This window comes from Streptomyces griseiscabiei, from assembly GCF_020010925.1.
Classification (GTDB): Bacteria; Actinomycetota; Actinomycetes; order Streptomycetales; family Streptomycetaceae; genus Streptomyces; species Streptomyces griseiscabiei.
Genome location: NZ_JAGJBZ010000003.1, coordinates 1,151,229 through 1,170,244, shown reverse-complemented (window position 1 = coordinate 1,170,244; position 19,016 = coordinate 1,151,229). Strand labels below are relative to the sequence as shown.

Genomic DNA, 19,016 nt, shown 5'->3' with positions numbered 1-19,016 from the left:
CCCCAGGTGACTTCTGTAACGAAAACCGATGATCGGGTTGCATCTCGGCTGCGGGTGAGTGGGGGCTGGTCGCGCCCCGCGGCGGAGCCGCAGATCGATACAGCCCCGCGCCCCTATCGGGGCCCGGCTGAGGCTCGGCCCCGGTTGTATGCGCTGGACGGACTGCGGTTGCTGGCCGCTCTCTCCGTCGCCGCCTATCACTACGGGGGGCGTGACGGGGAGATCGGGAAGGCGTGGGGGGCCTCGCCCGCCGTGCAGTTCCCGACCGCGCACAGCTGGCTGGCGTACGGGTGGGCCGGGGTTCAGGCCTTCTTCGTGATCAGTGGGTTCGTGATCTGCGCGAGTGGCTGGGGGCGTTCGCTCCAGTCGTTCGCGGCCTCCCGGGCGGCCCGGCTGTTCCCGGCGTACTGGGCGGCGGTGATCCTGGTGGCGGCGGTGTTCGCGCTGCCGGGGGTCGCCTTCGCGCGGGTGTCCGCCAGTGAGTTCCTGGTCAATCTGACGATGCTGCAGATGCCGCTGGGCGCCGACCGGGTGCTCGGCGTCTGCTGGACGCTGTGGGCGGAGGTCCGTTTCTACCTGCTGTTCGCGCTGTGCGTGGTGCTGCCCGGGGTGACCCGCAGACGGGTGATCTGGTTCTGCGGCGGCTGGACGCTGGCCTCGGTGCTGGCGGGGGCCGCGAGGGAACCGCTGCTGGACACGGTCCTGATGCCGGAGTACGCGTCCCTGTTCATCGGCGGCATGGGTCTCTATCTGGTGCACCGCGACCGCCGGGACACCGCGGCCTGGCTGATAGTCGTGTTCAGCCTGCTGCTGAGCCAGTACCACACGGTCCAGGACATGTGGCACGCCCCGAACCCGGACTTCTTCTCGTACCGCTCCCAGCTCGGCATCGTCCTCGCCGTCACCGTCGGCTTCGTGGCCGTCGGGGCAGTGGCCCTGGGCCTGCTGAACCGGGTGAACTGGCCCTGGCTGACCACCGCGGGTGCCCTGACGTACCCCTTCTATCTCGTGCACGAGCACCTGGGCTGGCCGGTGGTCCAGGCACTGCACCAGAGGCTGGGGCTTCCTTCGTCCGTGACCCTCGTGCTCACGGTGGCGCTGATGCTGGCGCTGGCCTGGCTGCTGCACCGGTGGGTCGAACGTCCGCTCGGGCCCTGGCTGCGCAAGTCACTCGGAGGACGCCGGGGCTGAGCCGTCCCTGAACCTGGAATTGGCCCAGTGTTCATCCGGCCCGAGGATTCGAAAACGCCTCCCCGGAGAGGCTCGGCAGCATCCTTGACCGGGCCAAAGGCATCTCATAGGTTCCAGGCCCGTTCGCCTGTTCGTCTCGTCGACGCAAGAGAGTCTTCTGTCCTCATGGCCTCTGAAACGACCGCTGACATCACCTCTGAACAAGGCACGATCCGGCTTCCCCGGGAACTGGACGACGTTCCCGGCTGGTTCCCGGTGCTCGACCAACTGCTCTTCGACTGGTTCCTGAACCGACAGGAGGCCGCCGACAGCCGGGGCGACCTTCTGGAGGTCGGCGTCTACATGGGCAAGAGCGCCATCTTCCTCGGCCGGCACCTCCGGGAGGGCGAGGCCTACACGGTCTGCGACCTCTTCGAGAGCGACGCGCCGGACGACGCCAACGCGGCGGAGGCCACCAAGTCGTACCGCAGCACGCTCACCCGCCGGGCCTTCGAGGCGAACTACCTCTCCTTCCACGACGAGCTGCCCCGCGTGCTGCAGGGCCCCAGCTCGATCGTGCCGGGCGAGGTCGAGCCGCGCTCCTGCCGTTTCGTGCACATCGACGCCTCGCATCTGTACGAGCACGTCGAGGCCGACATCACCGCCGCCCGGGACATACTCCTGCCCGGCGGTCTGGTCGTCCTCGACGACTTCCGTTCGGAGCACACCCCCGGCGTCTCCGTCGCCGCGTGGGAGGCGGTCCTCAACCGGGGCCTCAACCCCGTCTGCCTCAGCACGCAGAAGCTCTACGGCACCTGGGACGATCCCGAGCCGGTCCAGGAGGCCCTGCTGGAGATGGTCGCCGGGCGGGACGACTGCCACGTCAGCAACCAGCGGGCGGCCGGCCACCGCATCATCCGCCTCAAGTCCAAGGGCATGAAGGCACCGACCTTCCCGAAGTCCCGCCACTGGACGGCACCCCCGCCCCCGGCCCCCGCCCCGGCGGCGCCCCCGGCCCGCCCGCGCCCGGCCCGGCCCCCGCGGAGCGGCGCCCGCAAGCTGGCCGTGGACCTGCTGCCCCCGGTCGTGACGAGGGCGCTCAGGAAGGCGAAGAAGGCGCGGCGGGCAAGGTAGGCGAAGCCCCCGTCGAAGTGATCACCGCCGGGCGGTGAGGCCCGGGCAGCGGGCGCGGCCCCGCGCTCTTGAGGGGCGCGGGGTCGAAAGGGGCGCGGGGCCGTATCGATCCGCGGCTCCGCCGCGGGGCGCGAGCAGCCACACACGGCCCGCGCCCACCCGCCCTCAGCCCTCAGCCCCCGTTCACCCACTCCCCCGCAGCGTCACGGCGATCCCCGCCAGCACCGCCCCCAACCCCGCCTCGAACCCCCGCTCCTGATCCCGGAACATCTCCCACCCCGCCTCCACGGCCAACGGGAACGCCGCCAGCCGCTCGGCCCGCGCGGCGAGGTCGTACCCCTCCCCGCCCCCCACCGGATCCGGCCCCATCGACTGCTCCTCGATCACGTACCCGATCGTGTAGCTGTACGCCGTGAACCAGGCCCGCGCGGCCCCCGCCGGTGTGAACCCCGCGGCCGTCAGCATGCGCAGATTCGCCTCCATGGGCGCCGCGTACGACAGATCCGTGAAGTGCGTCCCGCTGTACACCTTCGCGCCGTCGCGGTACCGCAGCAGATGCGCGCGCAGCAGCCGCATCCGTGAGCGGAACGTCTCCTGCCAGTCGGCGCCCCCGTCGTCCGCCGACGGCGTCGCGGCCCAGTCCGCCGCCATGCGCCGCATCATCTCGGTGGCCATCTCGTCCAGCAGATCCTGCTTGTTCTTGAAGTGCCAGTAGAGCGCGGGCGCCTGGACGTCCAGCTCCTTGGCGATCAGCCGGAGGCTCAGCCCCTCCAGCCCGACCTCGTTCAGCAGTCGCAGGGCCGCCTCGGCGACCTGTGCCTTGTCCAGCTTCGGGGATTTCCTGGGAACCACGTTGACAGCTTAACGGCGTTAAGCGCATGCTGCCGTACAGGAGTAACTTAACAACGTTAAGGAGAGTCGCTCATGAGCGGCACCATCCATACGCAGGTCCTGATCGTCGGCGCCGGGCCCACCGGTCTCGCCCTGGCCGTCGACCTGGCCCGGCGCGGCGCCCACGCCCTGGTCGTGGAGCGGGCCGACGCGCTGTTCCCCGGCTCACGCGGCAAGGGCGTACAGCCCCGCACCCTGGAGGTCCTCGACGACCTGGGCGTCCTGGACGCCGTCCGCGCCGCCGGCGGCCCCGCCCCCGTCGGCATGGTCTGGGGCGACGGCACCCGGCAGGGCGAGCACCGTATGTTCGACGTGGCGGAGCCGACGGAGGCCGAGCCCTTCCAGGGCCCGTGGCTGGTCCCCCAGTGGCGGACCCAGGAGATCCTGCTGACCCGGCTGCGGGAGCTGGGCGGCGAGGTCGCCTTCGGCCGCGAGCTGACGGGCCTGGCCCAGCACCCCGACGGCGTGACGGCGTCCTTCACCACCGGCCCCGACATCCACGCCCGTTACGCCGTCGCCGCCGACGGAGGCCGCTCCACCGTGCGCCGCCTGCTCGGCGTCCCGATGACCGGCGAGACCGTCGACCCGAGCCCGACCCTGGTGGCCGACCTCCGGATCCCGGCCCTCGACCGCGACAACTGGCATCTGTTCCCGCCTACCGGTGAGCACGGCTTCATGGCGGTCTGCCCCCTCCCCGGCACCGAGGACTTCCAGCTCGCCGCCAATTTCCCGGACCCGGACACGGTGGTCGACCTCTCGCCGGACGGCATCCGCAAGGTCGTCGCCGCCCGCTCCCACCTCGCCCCCGAGGATGTGACGGAGGTGCGCTGGGCGTCGGACTTCCGGCCCCGGGCCGCGCTCGCGGACCGCTTCCGGGAGGGCCGGGTCTTCCTCGCCGGGGACGCGGCGCACATCCACTCGCCCGCCGGGGGCCAGGGCCTCAACACCGGCGTGCAGGACGCGTACAACCTGGGCTGGAAGCTGGGCGCGGTGCTGCGCGGCGACGCGGGGGACGCGCTGCTGGAGACGTACGAGGAGGAGCGGCGCCCGGTGGCCGCGGCCGTGCTCGGTCTGTCCACGCGGGTCCACCGGGGCGAGGAACGCCGTGGCCGGGCCACCCAGCAGCTGGGCCTCGGCTACCGGGACGCCTCCCTCTGCGTCGACACCCGCGGCCACCTGCCCCCGGACGCCCTGCGCGCCGGCGACCGCGCCCCCGACGGCCGGCGCGGCGGCGTACACCTCTTCGACGCCTTCCGGGGCCCGCACTGGACCCTGCTCACGGTCGGACCCGGGGCACCGGCCGAGCCGTCCCCGCTCAGGAACGCACGCCGGGCCCACATCCCGCCCTACGAGGCCTACGGCACCGGTGTCTTCCTCGTCCGCCCCGACGGCTACGTCGGCTGGGCCGGCGACACGACGGCCGGCCTCACCGCGTACGCGAGCGCGGTGGGCCTGCGCTGAGCGCCCCGACTACGCCCCGGCTACGCGCCGCTCGCCAGCGACAGCTTCACCGCGAACCCGAGGAACAGCGCGCCCGCCGCCGAGGTCGCCCCGGCCGACAGCCGCTTGCGACGCCGGAACGCTGCGGCCAGCCTGGTGCCGCCGAATATCAGCGCGGTCAGATAGAGGAAGCTGGCGAGCTGGGCGAAGGCACCGAGGACGACGAAGGACAGGGCCGGGTAGGCGTATCCGGGGTCGACGAACTGCACGAAGAAGGCGACGAAGAACAGGATCGCCTTCGGGTTCAGCAGACTGATCACCACGGCCCGCCGGAACGGCCGCTCCCCCTCCGCGGCCCCGTCCTCCGGCCCCTCCGCGATCCGCTCGCTCCGGGTCCGCCACATCCCCCACGCGGCCCGCAGCATCCCGATCGCCAGCCACGACAGATAGCCGGCCCCGGCGTACTTCACGATCCCGAACAGCACGGCGTTCGCCTGCAGCAGCGAGGCCACGCCCGCCGCCGACAGGGTCATCAGCACGGTGTCCCCGACCCACACCCCGGCGGCGGCCCGGTACCCGGTCCGTATCCCGCGCCGGGCGGCGACGGACAGCACATAGAGGGAGTTGGGGCCGGGCAGCAGGACGATCAGGACGAGGCCCGCCAGATAGGTGGGAAGGTCGATGACACCGAACATGCAAAGGAGTGTCGCACGGGGGTACGACATTCCGGACCGGCCCGGTCCTGCCCGGTCCGACAGGCAGGCAGGCAGGCGGGCAGCGAGGCCGGGAGACATGGAGGCGGTCAGAACGCGTCGCCGGGGACGTACGTCCCCCAGACCTCCCGCAGCGCTCCGCACACCTCGCCCACGGTCGCGCGGGCCTTCAGGGCGTCGCGCATCGGGTAGAGGACGTTGTCCTCGCCCCCGGCCGTCTTCTTCAGGGCGGCGAGGGCGGAGTCCACCGCCCGCCGGTCCCGCTCCGCGCGCAGTGTCGCCAGTCGCGCCGTCTGCCGGGCCTCGATCGCCGGGTCCACCCGCAGCGGCTCGTACGGCTCCTCCGCGTCGAGCCGGAAGCGGTTCACGCCGACCACGACCCGCTCGCCGGAGTCGGTCTCCTGGGCGACGCGGTACGCGCTGCGCTCGATCTCGCCCTTCTGGAAGCCGTGTTCGATCGCGGCGACGGCCCCGCCGAGGTCCTCGACCCTCCGCATCAGCGCGACGGCCGCCGCCTCCATGTCGTCGGTCATCGCCTCGACGGCGTAGGACCCGGCGAAGGGGTCGACCGTCGCCGTCACATCCGTCTCGTGGGCCAGCACCTGCTGTGTGCGCAGGGCGAGCCGGGCGCTCCTGTCGGTGGGGAGGGCGATCGCCTCGTCGAAGGCGTTGGTGTGCAGCGACTGGGTGCCGCCGAGCACCGCCGCCAGGCCCTGGACGGCGACCCGGACGAGGTTCACCTCGGGCTGCTGCGCGGTCAGCTGGACCCCGGCCGTCTGGGTGTGGAAGCGCAGCATCAGGGACCTGGGGTTCCGCGCGCCGAACTCCTCCCGCATCACCCGGGCCCAGATCCTGCGTGCCGCGCGGAACTTGGCGACCTCTTCGAGGAGCGTCGTACGGGCCACGAAGAAGAAGGACAGCCTGGGCCCGAAGTCGTCGACGTCCATGCCCGCCGCGACCGCCGTACGGACGTACTCGATACCGTCCGCGAGGGTGAACGCGATCTCCTGCGCGGGCGAGGCACCCGCCTCGGCCATGTGGTAGCCGGAGATCGAGATCGTGTTCCATTTCGGGATCTCGGCCCCGCAGTATCTGAAGATGTCGGCGGTCAGCCGCAGTGAGGGCTCGGGCGGGAAGATGTACGTGCCGCGCGCGATGTACTCCTTCAGCACGTCGTTCTGGATCGTGCCCGTGAGCCGCTCGGCCGGTACGCCCTGCTCCTCGCCGACCAGTTGGTACATCAGCAGCAACAGGGCCGCCGGGGCGTTGATCGTCATCGAGGTGGAGACCCGGTCCAGCGGGATGCCGTCGAACAGCACCCGCATGTCCTCGACGGAGTCGATCGCCACGCCCACCTTGCCGACCTCGCCGTGGGCGAGCGGGGCGTCGGAGTCGTGGCCCATCTGGGTGGGCAGGTCGAAGGCGACGGACAGACCCGTCGTGCCGTGGGCGATGAGCTGCCGGTAGCGGGCGTTGGACTCCACGGCCGTACCGAAACCGGCGTACTGGCGCATGGTCCAGGGGCGGCTGGTGTACATCGACGGGTAGACACCGCGGGTGAACGGGTACTCCCCGGGCGCGCCCAGCCGCTCGGCCGGGTCCCAGCCGTCCAGCGCCTCAGGCCCGTACACCGGTTCGATGGGCAGTCCGGACTCCGACTCGCGCGCCATGGTGTGCCTCCGTCCTGTCGGGGACCGTCCTGCCGGGGCCCTCCTGGCCGGGACCTTGCTCACCACCATGCCTCTTTGTTCGTGACGGGTCACGTCCGGGAAACCTGTCCGGGAACGTGTCCCGGAGAACGACCGGACGCGGTGGATCATGAGACGACCGGGGGCCTGATGCGTACCAAGGACATGCGGAGATCGGTGGCCGCGATCGCGGCACTCGTCATGGCCGGCGCCTGCACGGCCCAGGGGATCGAGGTGCACGGCGGCCAGAACCGGCCCGTGCGCGTCGACACGACCGGCACGCCGAGCACCACCCCGAGCGGCGTCCCCAGACAGGACGACGGTGACAGCGCCGGGGCCGGAGACGGGAGCGACGGCAAGGGCGGGAGCGGGACGGCCCCGGCGACCACGCCGCCCTCCCCCACACCCACCCCGACCCCCACGCCCGCGCCCCGGGTCCTGTGGTCCCAGGGCGACGAAGGGCTGGACGTACGCGAGTTGCAGGCCCGGCTGCGGCAGGTCGCATGGCTCTTCACCGGGCCCACGGGGACGTACGACGAGCCGACGGTCCGGGCGGTCCGGGGCTTCCAGGGCAAGCGGGGACTGCCGCAGACCGGGAAGACGGACAGCGTCACCTGGGCGCGGCTGCTGAACATGACGCGGGAGCCCGGCAAGTGGGACCTCTACGCGTACGGCGGACAGCCCGCCGCCTCACCCGATCCGCGCTGTCTGACGGGCCGGGTGCTGTGCATCAGCAAGACGAGCCGCACACTGCGCTGGATGGTGGACGGCCGGACGCTGACGACGGTCGAGGTGCGCTTCGGCTCGGAGGGCACCCCCACCCGGGAGGGCGTCTTCAGCGTCTACTTCAAGTCCCGCGACCACTGGTCGACCCTCTACGACACCCCGATGCCGTACGCGATGTTCTTCAGCGGCGGCCAGGCCGTCCACTACTCCGCCGACTTCGCGGCCCGTGGCTACTACGGCGGCTCGCACGGCTGCGTCAACGTCCGGGACGAGGCGGCGATCGCGCGGTTGTTCGCGCAGGTGAGGAACGGCGACAAGGTCGTCGTGTACTGGTGACGCGCGGCGTCGTGGAGTGCCGGAGTGATGTGCGTCACAGGAGGCATAGCGGGAGGGGGCCCGGCGCGTCAGGGGGAGTACGGGGTCACGGGGGAAACACGGGGGTATGGGGCGCGGGCGGGACCGGGGGAACGTGTCCCGCCCGCGCCGAGGTGCACGAGCCGTAGGTACGGGGGGAACCCCGGCTCTGTGCGACGGCCGATGACCAGTCGGCTCACTCATTACTGCGCCGGGGGCGCCGAAAGTGTTACCCGTTCCGCGAAAGAAGTTGTGGCGGATACGAAAGCGCAGGTCAGGCGGGGGTGACACGAGCGATGACGTCGATGGGGGCCGGCGCCGCGAGCTGACCCCGGTGGCCGTTGCCGCCGTTGCCCCTGCCGTTCTTGTTCCACCCGCTCTTGTTCTTGCCGCCCTTGTGCTTGCCGCTGCCGCTGCCGTTGCCGTTCCAGGAGCCGTTTCCGTGGCTCTTGCCGTTGCCGTTGCCGTGGCGCTTCTTGCCGTCGCCGTTCCGGCCCCGGCCGCCACGGTCCGAGTCGTCGTCCTCGTCGGAGTCCTTGCCCGACCGGGTGTTCTTGTCACCGCCGCCCGCGTGCCCGTTGGAGTCGCCGGAGCCCGACGCGCCGGCGCCCTTGCCGTACCCGGCTCCGTCGCCCGGACGCTTCGCGTTGCCGGGAACACCGGAGCCACCGGCCAGGGCGCCCTCGCAGAACCGCTTCAGCCGGTTCTTGTCCTTGCCGCCCGCCGCCTCCTCCAGGGCGCGTCGGCGGTCGGCGTCCAGTTCCTTGCCGTCGCGGACGTCACGGCAGGCGGAGAGCACGCCGTTCCACCTCTCCTGGGTGGAGCCCCGGCCCTTCCGGGAGTCACCGGACCGCTCGTCCTCGTCGGTGCCGCCGGTGCCCTCGCCGGAGGGGGAGTCGCCCTTCGCCGAGCCGTCCGGTGGGGCCTCGGACGTCCCGCCGCCCCACGCCCCCCGCCCCCGGTCGCCCTGACCGGTGTTCGGTGTGGGCGACATCAGCGGCCGGTCGGGCGACCCGGCGGCGGAGCTGGAGGCGGAGGGTTCCGGTTCCTCGTCGCGGAAGGCGCTCAGCGCGCCGCCGCCGGCCACCGCCGTGACCCCGCCGAGCATCCCGGCGGCCACGGCCGCGACCAGCCCGTACCGCACCGGCCGCCCCCAGCGGGCCCGACGGCCCCCCGGCACCGCGCGCGCCCGCACGGGACGTCCGAGCCGGACGAGCCCCGCGTCGGCGGCGGGTGCCGCGGTGGTGTGCGAGGGGCCGCCCCGACCGGGCTCGGTGACCGGGCCGGGTTCGGCGGCGTGGGCCGCGAGGCCGGAACGAGCCGCAGGGGACACGGCATCCGCCCGCGCCGTGCTCGCCTCGCGGAAGGCGGCCAGCGCGGCGGCCTCGCCCGGGAGTTCAGGAGTCCGCGGGGAGACGGGAGCGGCCTCGGCGGCCAGGAGGTCCAGTGCTTCGGCGAGCCGGTCGGCACGGGCGCGGATGTCGGCGTCGACGGCTTCGAGCGGCTCACCGCGCAGCAGCCGCTCCGCGGCGTCGCGGTTCAGCCACCTGTACTGCTCGTCGGCCATCACACATCCTTCTGCGTCCGCGAACGCGTATGCGTCACACCGGCGGACGTGGCCGCGCGTACCCGCGCGCCTCTCGGTGGGGGAACGGCGTCCAGCGGGTCGCCGGAATCCGGGTCGGCATCCGAAGCCGTCTCCGGATTCTCCCCGATCAGTTCGGCGAGCCGTTTCAGGCCCCGGTGCGCGGCCGTCCGTACGGCTCCCGCGCGCTTGCCGAGGGTCTGGGCGGCGGTCTTCGCGTCGAGGCCGACCACGACCCGCAGGACCACCGCCTCCGCCTGGTCCTGGGGCAGCTGGGCGATGAGCGAGAGCGTGCGGTCGGTGGCCAGGGCCTCCATCGCCTCGCCGGCCGTGTCGGACTCGGCGGCCTTGCCGGTCAGCTCGGTCTCGTCGCCGACGGTCGCGGGCCTGCGCCCGCGCATGCGTATGTGGTCCAGGGCGCGGTTGCGGGCGATCCGCGCGGCCCAGCCGCGGAAGCGGTCGGCGTCTCCGCTGAACCGGTCCAGGTCACGGGCTATCTGCAGCCAGGACTCGGAGGTGACGTCCTCCGCGTCCGGATCGCCGACCAGTGTCCGCACGTACCCGAGCAGCCGTGGGTGCACCGAGCGGTACACAGTCCGGAACGCGGTCTCGTCCCCGTCCTGTGCCGCAAGCACCGCGGCGGTCAGCTCCGCGTCGTCCCCCAGCACCCACGCGCCCCTCTGCGCCTCAGCCGACACCGCTGTCACGGGCCGGGTTCTCGCCGTTGTGGTTCCTCGATCGATGGTCGCGGTCTCGGGACCGCTGTGGTTGCGGTGGTCTTCCGCCAACCGCGATCCGGCGCGAATGGCACGTTACGGCCTGAAACCGCTGACCGTCCATGTCCGTAGAACATGCAACTAACTCGTGATGCGGGGAGCGACAAGGAGAAGTGACACCGGGAGGTGTGACAGAAAACGCAGGCGCGACGCTGTAGGGAGTACGGGTCGCCGCGCGGCCCGTGCCGCGCGACGGTCGGGGCCTCTCCTGTGGGGGGTGGCGGCCCCGACCGTTGCCATCGGCGGAGTCGGCCGGGTGCCTTGCGAGTACGGGGGTCTTGCGAGCACGCCGGCCTCACTTCGTTCTCCCGCCCCCCTGCGTCGTCCCCCCGGCCCCGCCCGGCCGGCCGGACTCCTTCGACATTCTCGGCTCCTCCGACTCCTTCGGCTCCGCGCTCGGCGGTTTCGGCTCTCCGGGCGGCCGGGGCGATCGGTTCCGCCGGTCGTCGGTGTCGGTGCCGGTTCCGGGAACGGGGCCGCGGTGCCGGTCGCCGTCCTTGCCCTCGTCCTCGCCCTCGCCCTCACCCCTGCTGGTGTCCTGGTCGCTGCCGCCGCCGGTTCGTCCGTCCGTCTCGTCCGTCTCGTCCGTCTCGTCCGGCTGTGGGGAGGCGGTGGGGGCGTCGGTCGTCGAGGGGAGTGCGGGGTTCGGGCCCGGGGTCGTCGGCGGGCCGGGACGGGCGGGGGCGCTGTCGGTCGTACGGGGGTGCCGATCCCGGCTTCCGTGGCTCCCGGGGTCCCCGCCGGCGCCCTCGTCGTCGCGGGTGGCCGAGCCGATCGCCGCGAAGGCGACTCCGCCGAGGGAGAGTCCGGCCAGCAGCACGGCCAGGGTCGTCCGGATCGAGAGCTGCACGCGGCGCCGCGCGTTGGGCCGCCAGTCGTCCCGCCGCCGGGTACGGCCCGCCCGCACCCCCTTCTCCCGCGCCGCCCGGAAGGCGGCCATCGCCCGCGCCTCCCCCGCGCTGCCGGCCGAGGCCCCACCGCGTACGGCGGCGGCCAGCAGGGAATCGAGGCGGCCGTCGTGCCCTTCGGCCCGGCCCGGCTCCGTCCTGCCCGACGGCATCTCGCGCCCTTTCCCCTCGTCGTGTGTCGCGCCCCCGCTGTCGGTCATCTCGACTCCCCCAGCGTGTGCGGGCCGTCATCCGTCACACCCTCGCTGCGGAGAAGCTGGGCGAGGCGCTTCAGTCCCCGGTGGGTGGCGGTACGGACCGCGCCGGGGCGTTTGCCGAGGACGCGCGCGGCGGCGGGACCGTCGAGGCCGACGACCACCCGCAGCAGTACGGCCTCGGCCTGGTCGCGCGGCAGCCGGGCGACCAGTGCGAGGGCCTGCTCGGTGGAGAGGGTCTCCAGGGCCTGGTCCTGGGTGCTGAGCGTGCCCGGCAGTTCCAGCAGGTCGCTGTCCAGGGTGGTGGCCCGGGGTCTGACCTTCTGGCGCCGCAGGTGGTCGAGGGCCCGGTGGCGGGCGATGGTCGCGCTCCAGCCCCGGAAGCCCGCGCCGTCGCCCTTGAACCGTCCGAGGTCCCGGGCGATCTCCAGCCAGGCGTCCGAGGCGACGTCCTCCGCGTCGTCCCCGACGATGCCGCGCAGATACCCCAGCAGCCCGGGCTGCACGAGCCGGTAGGCCACCGCGAACGCGGCCTCGTCGCCGGCCTGGGCCCGGGCGACGGCCGCGCCCAGTTCCCCGTCGTACGCCTGCACGCGCCGAGGTTCCCCTCCCTGGCCCCAACCTGTCCGAGACAGCGCCAAGTCAGTGCCGGGATCCCCTGCGCGGGGACCGTCCCGGCCGGCGCCAAGCCCCCCACGCACCTCTGCGTCGCGCTCCGCGGAAGTGTCACAGTCCGGGACGCGGCGCGCTCGCGGGAGCCCCCGGGTGTTCGGGGTCTCGTTGCCGGGTGCGGGTCCGGTGGGGCTTCTCGCGCAGTTCCCCGCGCCCCTGAAAAACCGGGCCCCCGCGGGCCTGAAAAGCACGGGGCGCAGCCCCTGCTTTTCAGGGGCGCGGGGAACTGCGCGACCAGCCCCCACCGGACCCGCGCCCGACAACGCACCCCATCCCCCGAGCTCCCCCCACCCTCAGCCGGAGGCCATCGCGTCGTGGCAGAGCAACCGCAGCGACCCGTCCCCCACGAAACACCGCCGCGCCTCATCGAACGGATCCCAGAAGCGGCCGTCGAGGGTCCGCACCCAGAACCCCCCGCCGGACTCGACCCACTCACCCCCGGCCCACCGCACGACGACCTCACCCCCGTACGCCCCGAACCCCCGCAACGCCCCCTCCACGGCGGCGTACGGCGCCCCTTCCCGACGTATCTCCTCGATCATCCGGTCCACCCGCCACAGACTCTGCGTCGAGTAGTCGAGACGCACCCGCGCCCCTTCCCGCATCACCGCCACCGTGTCGGCCGCCCACCGAAGGGGCTTCGCCGTACCGCCACCGCCCGAACCGAATGTCTGCTGTGCGCTCACACCCGGAGCAGCGTCCGCTCACCCCAGGACGTTTCGCGATTCCGGCGTCTGTGCGACACCGGCGCAGGACCACCACACCCGGCCCCAGGACACCCACAGGACCCGCCAGAAAACCGGGGTCCACCGAGGTTTGCCGGGTCTACCGCCGCGCCCCGCGCGCCCGCCGCGACACGACCGCCCGCAGCACCCGGCGCCCCTCCGTGGCCGCGCCGAGCGCCTGCCGGACCCCCGCCGCCCCGTGCTGCGCGAGCAGTTCCAGCACCACGACCTGACGGCGCAGTTCGGCGGCGACGAGATGCGAGGCACCCTCGGTACGCCCCTCCCGGCAGGCCGCCACGGAGTCGTCGCCCCCGGCGTCCAGGGGGTCGAGCAGCTGATGGATCCGCAGCGCCGACACCGAACACACCTCCGCCCACTCCCGCAGCCCCTCACCGGACCGCTCGGCAGGAACCGCGTCCAGCATCCGCCGCGCGAGCACGACGGTCTCCCCGTCGGCGGAGGCCGAGGCCTCCAGGACCTCCAGCTCACCCCGTACCTTCGCCACCTTCTCCCCCCACCCCTCGCCGTCGTCCACGAGCCCGGCCCACAGCGGACGCAGGACCTCGTCATCACCCCCGAGAAGCGGTACGCAGCGGTCCAAACAAGCCAACCCGCTTGCCGCCAGACCGCGTTCGTCGGCCTGGGCCAACAGCTCCACCAGGCTCATCGCGCCTCCCCTAATCCCGCTCGACCGGGCCCCGGTTATACGGAGCCCGCACTTCCCCTTACTGCGTGCGACGACGCGGGAGTGTCACAGAGGGACGACCCCGAGCCGGTCGAGCAATCGGAAGAGAATGTTTTCAGCCAGGGGGTCCGCCGGTCCAGGCTCCGAGGTCAACACATCGGCCAACGGGCCCTCCTCGACGGCCCGTCCCGCCTCCGCCGCCCAGGCGACGGCACGCTCGGCGGCGTCACGCGGTTCGAGGAAGTAGTCCTCGACGGCGCGTCCCTCCCCGTCACCCAGATACCTGGCCATCGCCCGCCGCGCGAGACACGTCGTCCACGCCCCGCTCTCCGGCCCGGCGGCCTCGACGACCACACAGTCGCTGTCCATGACATAGCCGAACAGCGCGGGCGCCCCCGTCTCCCGGGCGAGCGTGTCCATGTTCCCGACGTCCCCGGTGCCCCCGGCGGCCTCGGTGCCGGGCGCGCCCGTCGGGTACGCCCAGACCTGCCAGCCGCCGTCGGCCGTCACGCACAGCGTCATGCCCCCGGCCCCGCCCAGCGCGTCCAGCTCCGCGAGAGACCGCTCGCTCCTGCCCACGACGTAGTACCCCCAGTACCCCATACCGGGAATACACCACACACGTACGGCCGTTCGCCCCCGGAATCGGGCAATCCGCACGGGTGCCCCCTAGGTCGCCGGACTCAGCGGACCTCGTCGGGCGCCGGTTCGCGCGGGCCGCTGCGCGCCTTGTCGTCCTGCATGCGCGTGAGCGCGAGGACGAACAGCACGGCGAACACGGCGGACACGATCTCCAGCGAGTCCGCGAACAGCATCTGCCGCGCGGCCGACCGGTACTCCTCGACCTCCTGCGCCCTGATGTACGCCCTGTCCCCGGCCTCTCCCGCGAAGAGGCTCAGCAGCCACAGCGTCCACCAGGCGTTGACGAGCGCGTGCGACCGGGGCTTCCGCCACGGACCGCTCGCGTCCCAGCAGTCGACGGCGATCCGGCGCGGGATCCACAGGTTCGCCAGCGGCACGAACCAGCCGCCGATCGCCCAGCCCCGCTTCTTCCGGTGGCCGAAGGGGTCGAACACCTCGGCGTTCACCCGCACCCGGTGGAACCAGAAGACGAAGACGATGATCGTGGCGACGTAGGTGAGGGTCTGGAGGACGCCGGCGAAGGCGATGAGCCTGTCCGCGCGGTCGGAGTCGTGCTCCAGGGCCGCGCTCCAGTCGGCGGTCGCCAGCCGGTCCATCACGTCGAGGAGCGCGAGGTCCGCCCACACCGCGACCAGATCGGCGACGGCGACCGCCCCGAGCAGGATCGCCACCGCCCGCCCCAGCGCCACCGGGGACCGGAGCCAGGCGGGCCCGTTCGGCGTCTGGATCGGCAGGACCGTACGGGCGGGCGGCGGCAGAGCCGCCGGGTCCAGGTTCATCGTGAAGCCCCCGGGTGAATTCGAGACGCGGTGCGGCACACCGAGCACGGTCCTCCCCAGACCCTCACGCTCGGCGACAAGCACCCAGAACACGCGGAAGATACGGTTGTCCCGCCCCGCCCGTCCACCGGATTCCGTGGCCGCTCCCCCGTGTCTCGCCCCCGGAGGGGTCAGCTCACCTTCCCCGCCAGTTCCCGGAACTCCGTCCAGGTCAGCGCGGGCTTCTCCGGATCCCACAGCTTCTGCGACAGCGCCCGCAGCGGCATCCGTACGCCCGCGGCGACCTGTGCCTCGGTCTGCCGGTTCGCGAGGTCGCACCAGACGGCGAAGGAACCGCCGAGGATCTGGTCGTCGTACTGGGCGGGCACGGCGGTCGTGCCGCGCAGCACCCTCGGGGTCCAGGACTCGTAGATGCGCTGCCCGGTCGGGTACACGAACTGGTTGGGCTCGCCGAGGACGTAGTACAGGTACTCGTCGTTGTAGTTGATCACCTGGCGTCCGGCGCTCAGATACTCGATCGGCGGCCGGGCCCCGATCTCCTTGCCCGTCCAGTACGCGACCTGGATCGACTTGTCCGGCTGGACCGAGCCGCCCCGGAAGAACCCGTCGTTCCAGGCCCGCACGGTCCGGTCGTGGCCGCGCATCACCTTCGCGCGGTCGTTCAGCCAGCCCGTCGCGAGATCGGCGACGGTCGCCCCGGCGCCGTACTTCTGCCGCGCGGCGGCGGCCAGCTGCGGATACGACGCCTCCGGGTCCGACACCATCAGCGCCCGGTACTCGTCGCCGCCGAGATGCCAGTACGCGCCCTTGAACAGCCCGGCGTACTCGTCGAGCAGCTCGTCCACGACCACGGCGGACTCCGGGTTCGAGATGTCGACCGCCCCGCTCGCGGCGACGCCCTGGGCGTTCCTCAGCTGGAGCCCCGGATTGGCCGCGATCACGGCGCCCAGATGTCCGGGGGAGTCGATCTCGGGTACGACCGTGATGTGCCGGCTCTCGGCGAGGTCCAGGATCTTCCGTACCTGGGCCTTGGTGAGGTGCTGCTCCGACACCACCTCGGGGTGGCTCGTGGACTCGATCCGGAATCCCTGGTCGTCGGAGAAGTGCAGCCCCAGCTGGTTGTACTTCAGGTCGCCCAGCTCACGGATGCGGTCCTCGATCCAGCCCGCCGTGAAGTGCTTGCGCGCGATGTCGAGCATGAACCCGCGCTGCGGCTTGGCCGGCTCGTCCCGGACGACACCCTCCGGCGCCGTACCGCCGCCGGCGACCTCCTGCTTCAGGGTGCGCGTCCCGTAGAAGACCCCCGCCTCGGCGGGCGCGGCGATCCGTACCCGCCCGTCCCCGACCGTCATCGTGTACGCCTCCGACCTGGGCTCCTTCGCCCCGGCCAGCGCCAGCTCCACGTCCCCGGCCCGGGGTTTCGCCTCGCCTCCGTAGGAGAGGCCCAGCTCGCCGGCGGTCAGCCGCCCCTCGTCGGCCAGCGCGGCGTTCCGTACGACGACCCGGCCGCCGTCGGCGGGCTTCCAGCCGGGGCCGCGGGCGGCCTCGTGCTCCCGTACGGCGGGGATGGTGCGGGGCTCCCGGGACAGCGGATAGGTGCGCGAGGGCGAAGGGGAGGGCGTGGTCGCGGCGGCGTTCACGGACGACCGCTCCGACGACGGCCCCGCGCCGCCGGGGGTGCCCTTGCCGTCTCCCGGCCACAGGGTCACGGCCGCCGCGACCGCGCCGCCCGCCAGCACGACTCCCGCGCCGACGAGCAACCCTTTCGACGTGATCGCCGTCTTCCTGCGGGGTGCCCTGCGGCGGCCTCGGTTCACGACACGCCCCCGGTCCCTGTCCTCCCAGTCCCGGTCACCGTCCACGACATCTCACGCACCTCTCGCCACGCCTCGCCCCCGGTCTCGCTCTCACTCACTCCCGGCTCTCCACCGGGCCCTCTCTCGAACCTACGACGTCCCACCGCCCGATTCGTCCACCACAGGTTCCGAAACTCTCCCGTTCGGGTGAATTTCGGGCATCGAACGGACAGCCCATGAACCGCCTCGATAACGTGGTGGCCTCTTTCGCGCAGCCCACCCGGCTCGCGCGGCCCGCACAGCTCGCACGACCTGCCCAGCTCGCACCACCTGCCCTGCCGACCCCTACGCACCGCCGAGGATCCACGCTGCCTCCGCACCGTCTCCCCCGTCTCCCCGGCCAGGTCGCCATACCGGAGCAGGTCCACACCCCCGGCCCGTCGGCCCTGGAGCGGTTCAACGACGCACCCGCCGACCTCGCCCGGCAGACCCTCCTCACCTGTCTGCGCAGCCTCCGCTGGGCCCACCGCCTCGCCGACCACCGCCCCTACCCGGACCTGGACGCCCTGCTCGCCGCGGCCGACGAGGCCGCGTACGACCTGACGGCGACCGACCTGGCCGAGGCCCTGGCCGGTGAGACCCTCCCCACCCTCCCCGACGACACCTACGGCGTGGCCCACACCGCCCTGAACGCCGCCCACGCCGCCTACGAGGCCCGCTTCGGCCACCTCTTCGTCATCTCCCTCCACACCGCCCACCCCGACGAACTCCTCGACCACACCCTGGAGGGCATCCGCTCCCGCCTCTCCAACGACCCGGACGAGGAACGAGTCGTGGTCGCCGAGGAACTACGCCGCCTGGCCAAACAACGCCTGACCACCCACCTCGGCAGAGGCACACCCCACTAGGGGCGCGGGGAACGGCGCAGCCTCCTGGGGGCGCGGGGAACGGCGCGATCTTTTAGGGGCGCGGGGCTGTATCGATGTGCGGCTCCGCCGCGTGGGCGCGACCAGCCACGACGCACCCGCACCCGGCATCCCCCAGAACCCCCACCCCAGATGCCGCCCGGTACTCACCCTTACGTGCGCCTTTGTATGCCAGTTTGATCACACAAACCCTCCCCGCTTAAGCCTGGTGCAACGGCATCGCTACCATGGCCGGGGCCGGTGGACCGTACCCGGCCGGGTCAGACCGACAAGCAAGCCGGCCGGCCCCAATCCCCGCTCCCGGAGGGTTCTTCCGTGCCGGCTGGAACGCTGTACCGCGGCCGGGAAGGAATGTGGTCCTGGGTGGCTCATCGAGTCACCGGCGTCCTCATCTTCTTCTTCCTGTTCGTACACGTGCTGGACACCGCTCTCGTCCGTGTCTCCCCCGACGCCTACGACAAGGTCGTGGCCACGTACAAGACGCCGATCGTCGCGCTGCTGGAGTACGGCCTCGTCGCCGCCATCCTCTTCCACGCGCTGAATGGTCTTCGGGTCATCGCCGTCGACTTCTGGTCGAACGGCCCCCGTCACCAGAAGACGATGCTCTGGTCCGTCGTCGGCATCTGGCTGGTCCTGATGGTCGGGGCCCTGTACCCCGTCCTCGGCCACGCCGCTCGTGAAGTCTTCGGGAGCTGAGACAGATGTCCGCCACTGAAACCACCGCATCCGGCATCGGCCCCGTCGAGGGCGCCGGGTCGCTGTCGGGCTACAGCCCCGACAACCCGGCCCCGGTCATCGAGCCGCCCCGCAAGCGCACCAAGAAGAGCCCGAAGTCGACCCGCGGCAACTTCGAGATGGCCGCGTGGCTCTTCATGCGCCTGTCCGGTGTCGTCCTGGTCGTCCTGGTCATCGGCCACCTGCTGATCCAGCTCGTCCTGGACGGCGGTGTCTCCAAGATCGGCTTCGCGTTCGTCGCGGGCCGCTGGGCGTCCCCGTTCTGGCAGACCTGGGACCTGCTGATGCTGTGGCTCGCGATGCTGCACGGCGCGAACGGCCTGCGTACCGTCATCAACGACTACGCGGAGCGCGCGAACACCCGGCTGTGGCTCAAGGGCCTGCTCTACACCGCCACGGTGTTCACCATCCTGCTGGGCACGCTGGTGATCTTCACCTTCGACCCGAACATCCGCTAGGCACGGGGCTGAGGCAACC

General features: G+C 72.4%; 19 protein-coding genes. 7 read left to right on the top strand and 12 right to left on the bottom strand.

Annotation, left to right across the window (positions count from 1 at the left end; translation table 11 throughout):
- The first annotated feature begins 6 nt into the window (after positions 1-6).
- Together J8M51_RS39175 and J8M51_RS39170 are read left to right on the top strand one after the other, a co-directional pair.
- On the top strand, positions 7-1,191 hold the full coding sequence (locus J8M51_RS39175) for an acyltransferase family protein (protein ID WP_398857764.1): 1,185 nt from the start codon (positions 7-9) through the stop codon (positions 1,189-1,191).
- Between the two features lie 189 nt (positions 1,192-1,380).
- Positions 1,381-2,304, top strand: a complete 924-nt coding sequence (locus J8M51_RS39170) for a class I SAM-dependent methyltransferase (RefSeq protein ID WP_267299916.1) — start codon at positions 1,381-1,383, stop codon at positions 2,302-2,304.
- Between the two features lie 183 nt (positions 2,305-2,487).
- Here the strand turns inward: J8M51_RS39170 and J8M51_RS39165 are convergent, their stop codons facing one another.
- The gene (locus tag J8M51_RS39165) at positions 2,488-3,156 is read right to left on the bottom strand and encodes a TetR/AcrR family transcriptional regulator C-terminal domain-containing protein (RefSeq protein ID WP_267299894.1); all 669 of its coding nucleotides are present in this window, start codon (positions 3,154-3,156) and stop codon (positions 2,488-2,490) included.
- Positions 3,157-3,228: 72 nt separating this feature from the next.
- Between J8M51_RS39165 and J8M51_RS39160 the strand changes: the two genes are divergently transcribed.
- A complete protein-coding gene (locus J8M51_RS39160; RefSeq protein ID WP_086764523.1) occupies positions 3,229-4,656 on the top strand; it encodes an FAD-dependent oxidoreductase in 1,428 nt (475 codons plus the stop codon).
- A gap of 20 nt (positions 4,657-4,676) precedes the next feature.
- Here J8M51_RS39160 and leuE read toward each other — a convergent pair whose 3' ends face one another.
- Both leuE and J8M51_RS39150 read right to left on the bottom strand, forming a co-directional pair.
- Positions 4,677-5,330, bottom strand: coding sequence for a leucine efflux protein LeuE (leuE, locus tag J8M51_RS39155; protein ID WP_086764520.1), 654 nt, complete (start codon positions 5,328-5,330; stop codon positions 4,677-4,679).
- A 107-nt stretch (positions 5,331-5,437) separates the two neighbouring features.
- Positions 5,438-7,018, bottom strand: a complete 1,581-nt coding sequence (locus J8M51_RS39150) for an acyl-CoA mutase large subunit family protein (RefSeq protein ID WP_267299893.1) — start codon at positions 7,016-7,018, stop codon at positions 5,438-5,440.
- Positions 7,019-7,186: 168 nt separating this feature from the next.
- On the opposite strand from J8M51_RS39150, the gene J8M51_RS39145 reads away from it, so the two are divergent.
- Positions 7,187-8,098 carry a L,D-transpeptidase family protein gene (locus J8M51_RS39145; RefSeq protein ID WP_267299892.1) on the top strand — a complete coding sequence of 304 codons (912 nt, stop codon included), beginning with the start codon at positions 7,187-7,189 and terminating at the stop codon, positions 8,096-8,098.
- Positions 8,099-8,390: 292 nt separating this feature from the next.
- Here the strand turns inward: J8M51_RS39145 and J8M51_RS39140 are convergent, their stop codons facing one another.
- From J8M51_RS39140 to J8M51_RS39100, 9 genes are all read right to left on the bottom strand, one after another.
- A complete protein-coding gene (locus tag J8M51_RS39140; protein WP_267299891.1) occupies positions 8,391-9,683 on the bottom strand; it encodes a hypothetical protein in 1,293 nt (430 codons plus the stop codon).
- Positions 9,683-10,369 (bottom strand): RNA polymerase sigma factor, encoded by a 687-nt coding sequence (locus J8M51_RS39135; protein WP_086763914.1) that lies wholly within the window; start codon positions 10,367-10,369, stop codon positions 9,683-9,685. The genes J8M51_RS39140 and J8M51_RS39135 overlap by 1 nt, the downstream gene beginning before the upstream one ends.
- A 403-nt stretch (positions 10,370-10,772) precedes the next feature.
- Positions 10,773-11,585 (bottom strand): hypothetical protein, encoded by an 813-nt coding sequence (locus tag J8M51_RS39130; RefSeq protein ID WP_267299890.1) that lies wholly within the window; start codon positions 11,583-11,585, stop codon positions 10,773-10,775.
- On the bottom strand, positions 11,582-12,172 hold the full coding sequence (locus tag J8M51_RS39125; RefSeq protein ID WP_216590864.1) for an RNA polymerase sigma factor: 591 nt from the start codon (positions 12,170-12,172) through the stop codon (positions 11,582-11,584). The genes J8M51_RS39130 and J8M51_RS39125 overlap by 4 nt, the downstream gene beginning before the upstream one ends.
- A gap of 372 nt (positions 12,173-12,544) precedes the next feature.
- Complete coding sequence (locus J8M51_RS39120; protein ID WP_267299889.1) at positions 12,545-12,937, bottom strand: hypothetical protein; 393 nt, start codon at positions 12,935-12,937, stop codon at positions 12,545-12,547.
- A gap of 139 nt (positions 12,938-13,076) precedes the next feature.
- Positions 13,077-13,643, bottom strand: a complete 567-nt coding sequence (locus J8M51_RS39115) for a hypothetical protein (protein WP_086764631.1) — start codon at positions 13,641-13,643, stop codon at positions 13,077-13,079.
- An 84-nt stretch (positions 13,644-13,727) separates the two neighbouring features.
- Entirely contained in the window at positions 13,728-14,264 is a 537-nt protein-coding gene (locus J8M51_RS39110; protein WP_086764634.1) for a hypothetical protein, read from the bottom strand.
- An 80-nt stretch (positions 14,265-14,344) separates the two neighbouring features.
- The gene (locus J8M51_RS39105; protein ID WP_086764637.1) at positions 14,345-15,082 is read right to left on the bottom strand and encodes a DUF4328 domain-containing protein; all 738 of its coding nucleotides are present in this window, start codon (positions 15,080-15,082) and stop codon (positions 14,345-14,347) included.
- A gap of 170 nt (positions 15,083-15,252) precedes the next feature.
- Positions 15,253-16,842, bottom strand: a complete 1,590-nt coding sequence (locus J8M51_RS39100; RefSeq protein WP_267299915.1) for a beta-N-acetylhexosaminidase — start codon at positions 16,840-16,842, stop codon at positions 15,253-15,255.
- Between the two features lie 272 nt (positions 16,843-17,114).
- On the opposite strand from J8M51_RS39100, the gene J8M51_RS39095 reads away from it, so the two are divergent.
- The 3 genes from J8M51_RS39095 to J8M51_RS39085 all read left to right on the top strand — a co-directional run bounded on the left by J8M51_RS39095 (position 17,115) and on the right by J8M51_RS39085 (position 18,997).
- Positions 17,115-17,786, top strand: coding sequence for a 2-oxo-4-hydroxy-4-carboxy-5-ureidoimidazoline decarboxylase (locus J8M51_RS39095; RefSeq protein ID WP_267299888.1), 672 nt, complete (start codon positions 17,115-17,117; stop codon positions 17,784-17,786).
- A 333-nt stretch (positions 17,787-18,119) separates the two neighbouring features.
- A complete protein-coding gene (gene sdhC, locus J8M51_RS39090) occupies positions 18,120-18,500 on the top strand; it encodes a succinate dehydrogenase, cytochrome b556 subunit (protein ID WP_086761171.1) in 381 nt (126 codons plus the stop codon).
- A 5-nt stretch (positions 18,501-18,505) separates the two neighbouring features.
- Entirely contained in the window at positions 18,506-18,997 is a 492-nt protein-coding gene (locus J8M51_RS39085) for a succinate dehydrogenase hydrophobic membrane anchor subunit (protein WP_086761173.1), read from the top strand.
- Positions 18,998-19,016: the final 19 nt, after the last annotated feature.

What these genes read in the sequence shown, in the direction of transcription:
- J8M51_RS39160 (WP_086764523.1), top strand. Translation starts at nt 3,229, where the DNA reads ATGAGCGGCACCATCCATACGCAGGTCCTGATCGTCGGCGCCGGGCCC.
- leuE (WP_086764520.1), bottom strand. Translation starts at nt 5,330, where the DNA reads ATGTTCGGTGTCATCGACCTTCCCACCTATCTGGCGGGCCTCGTCCTG.
- J8M51_RS39150 (WP_267299893.1), bottom strand. Translation starts at nt 7,018, where the DNA reads ATGGCGCGCGAGTCGGAGTCCGGACTGCCCATCGAACCGGTGTACGGG.
- J8M51_RS39145 (WP_267299892.1), top strand. Translation starts at nt 7,187, where the DNA reads ATGCGTACCAAGGACATGCGGAGATCGGTGGCCGCGATCGCGGCACTC.
- J8M51_RS39140 (WP_267299891.1), bottom strand. Translation starts at nt 9,683, where the DNA reads ATGGCCGACGAGCAGTACAGGTGGCTGAACCGCGACGCCGCGGAGCGG.
- J8M51_RS39130 (WP_267299890.1), bottom strand. Translation starts at nt 11,585, where the DNA reads ATGACCGACAGCGGGGGCGCGACACACGACGAGGGGAAAGGGCGCGAG.
- J8M51_RS39115 (WP_086764631.1), bottom strand. Translation starts at nt 13,643, where the DNA reads ATGAGCCTGGTGGAGCTGTTGGCCCAGGCCGACGAACGCGGTCTGGCG.
- J8M51_RS39110 (WP_086764634.1), bottom strand. Translation starts at nt 14,264, where the DNA reads ATGGGGTACTGGGGGTACTACGTCGTGGGCAGGAGCGAGCGGTCTCTC.
- J8M51_RS39105 (WP_086764637.1), bottom strand. Translation starts at nt 15,082, where the DNA reads ATGAACCTGGACCCGGCGGCTCTGCCGCCGCCCGCCCGTACGGTCCTG.
- J8M51_RS39095 (WP_267299888.1), top strand. Translation starts at nt 17,115, where the DNA reads ATGAACCGCCTCGATAACGTGGTGGCCTCTTTCGCGCAGCCCACCCGG.
- J8M51_RS39085 (WP_086761173.1), top strand. Translation starts at nt 18,506, where the DNA reads ATGTCCGCCACTGAAACCACCGCATCCGGCATCGGCCCCGTCGAGGGC.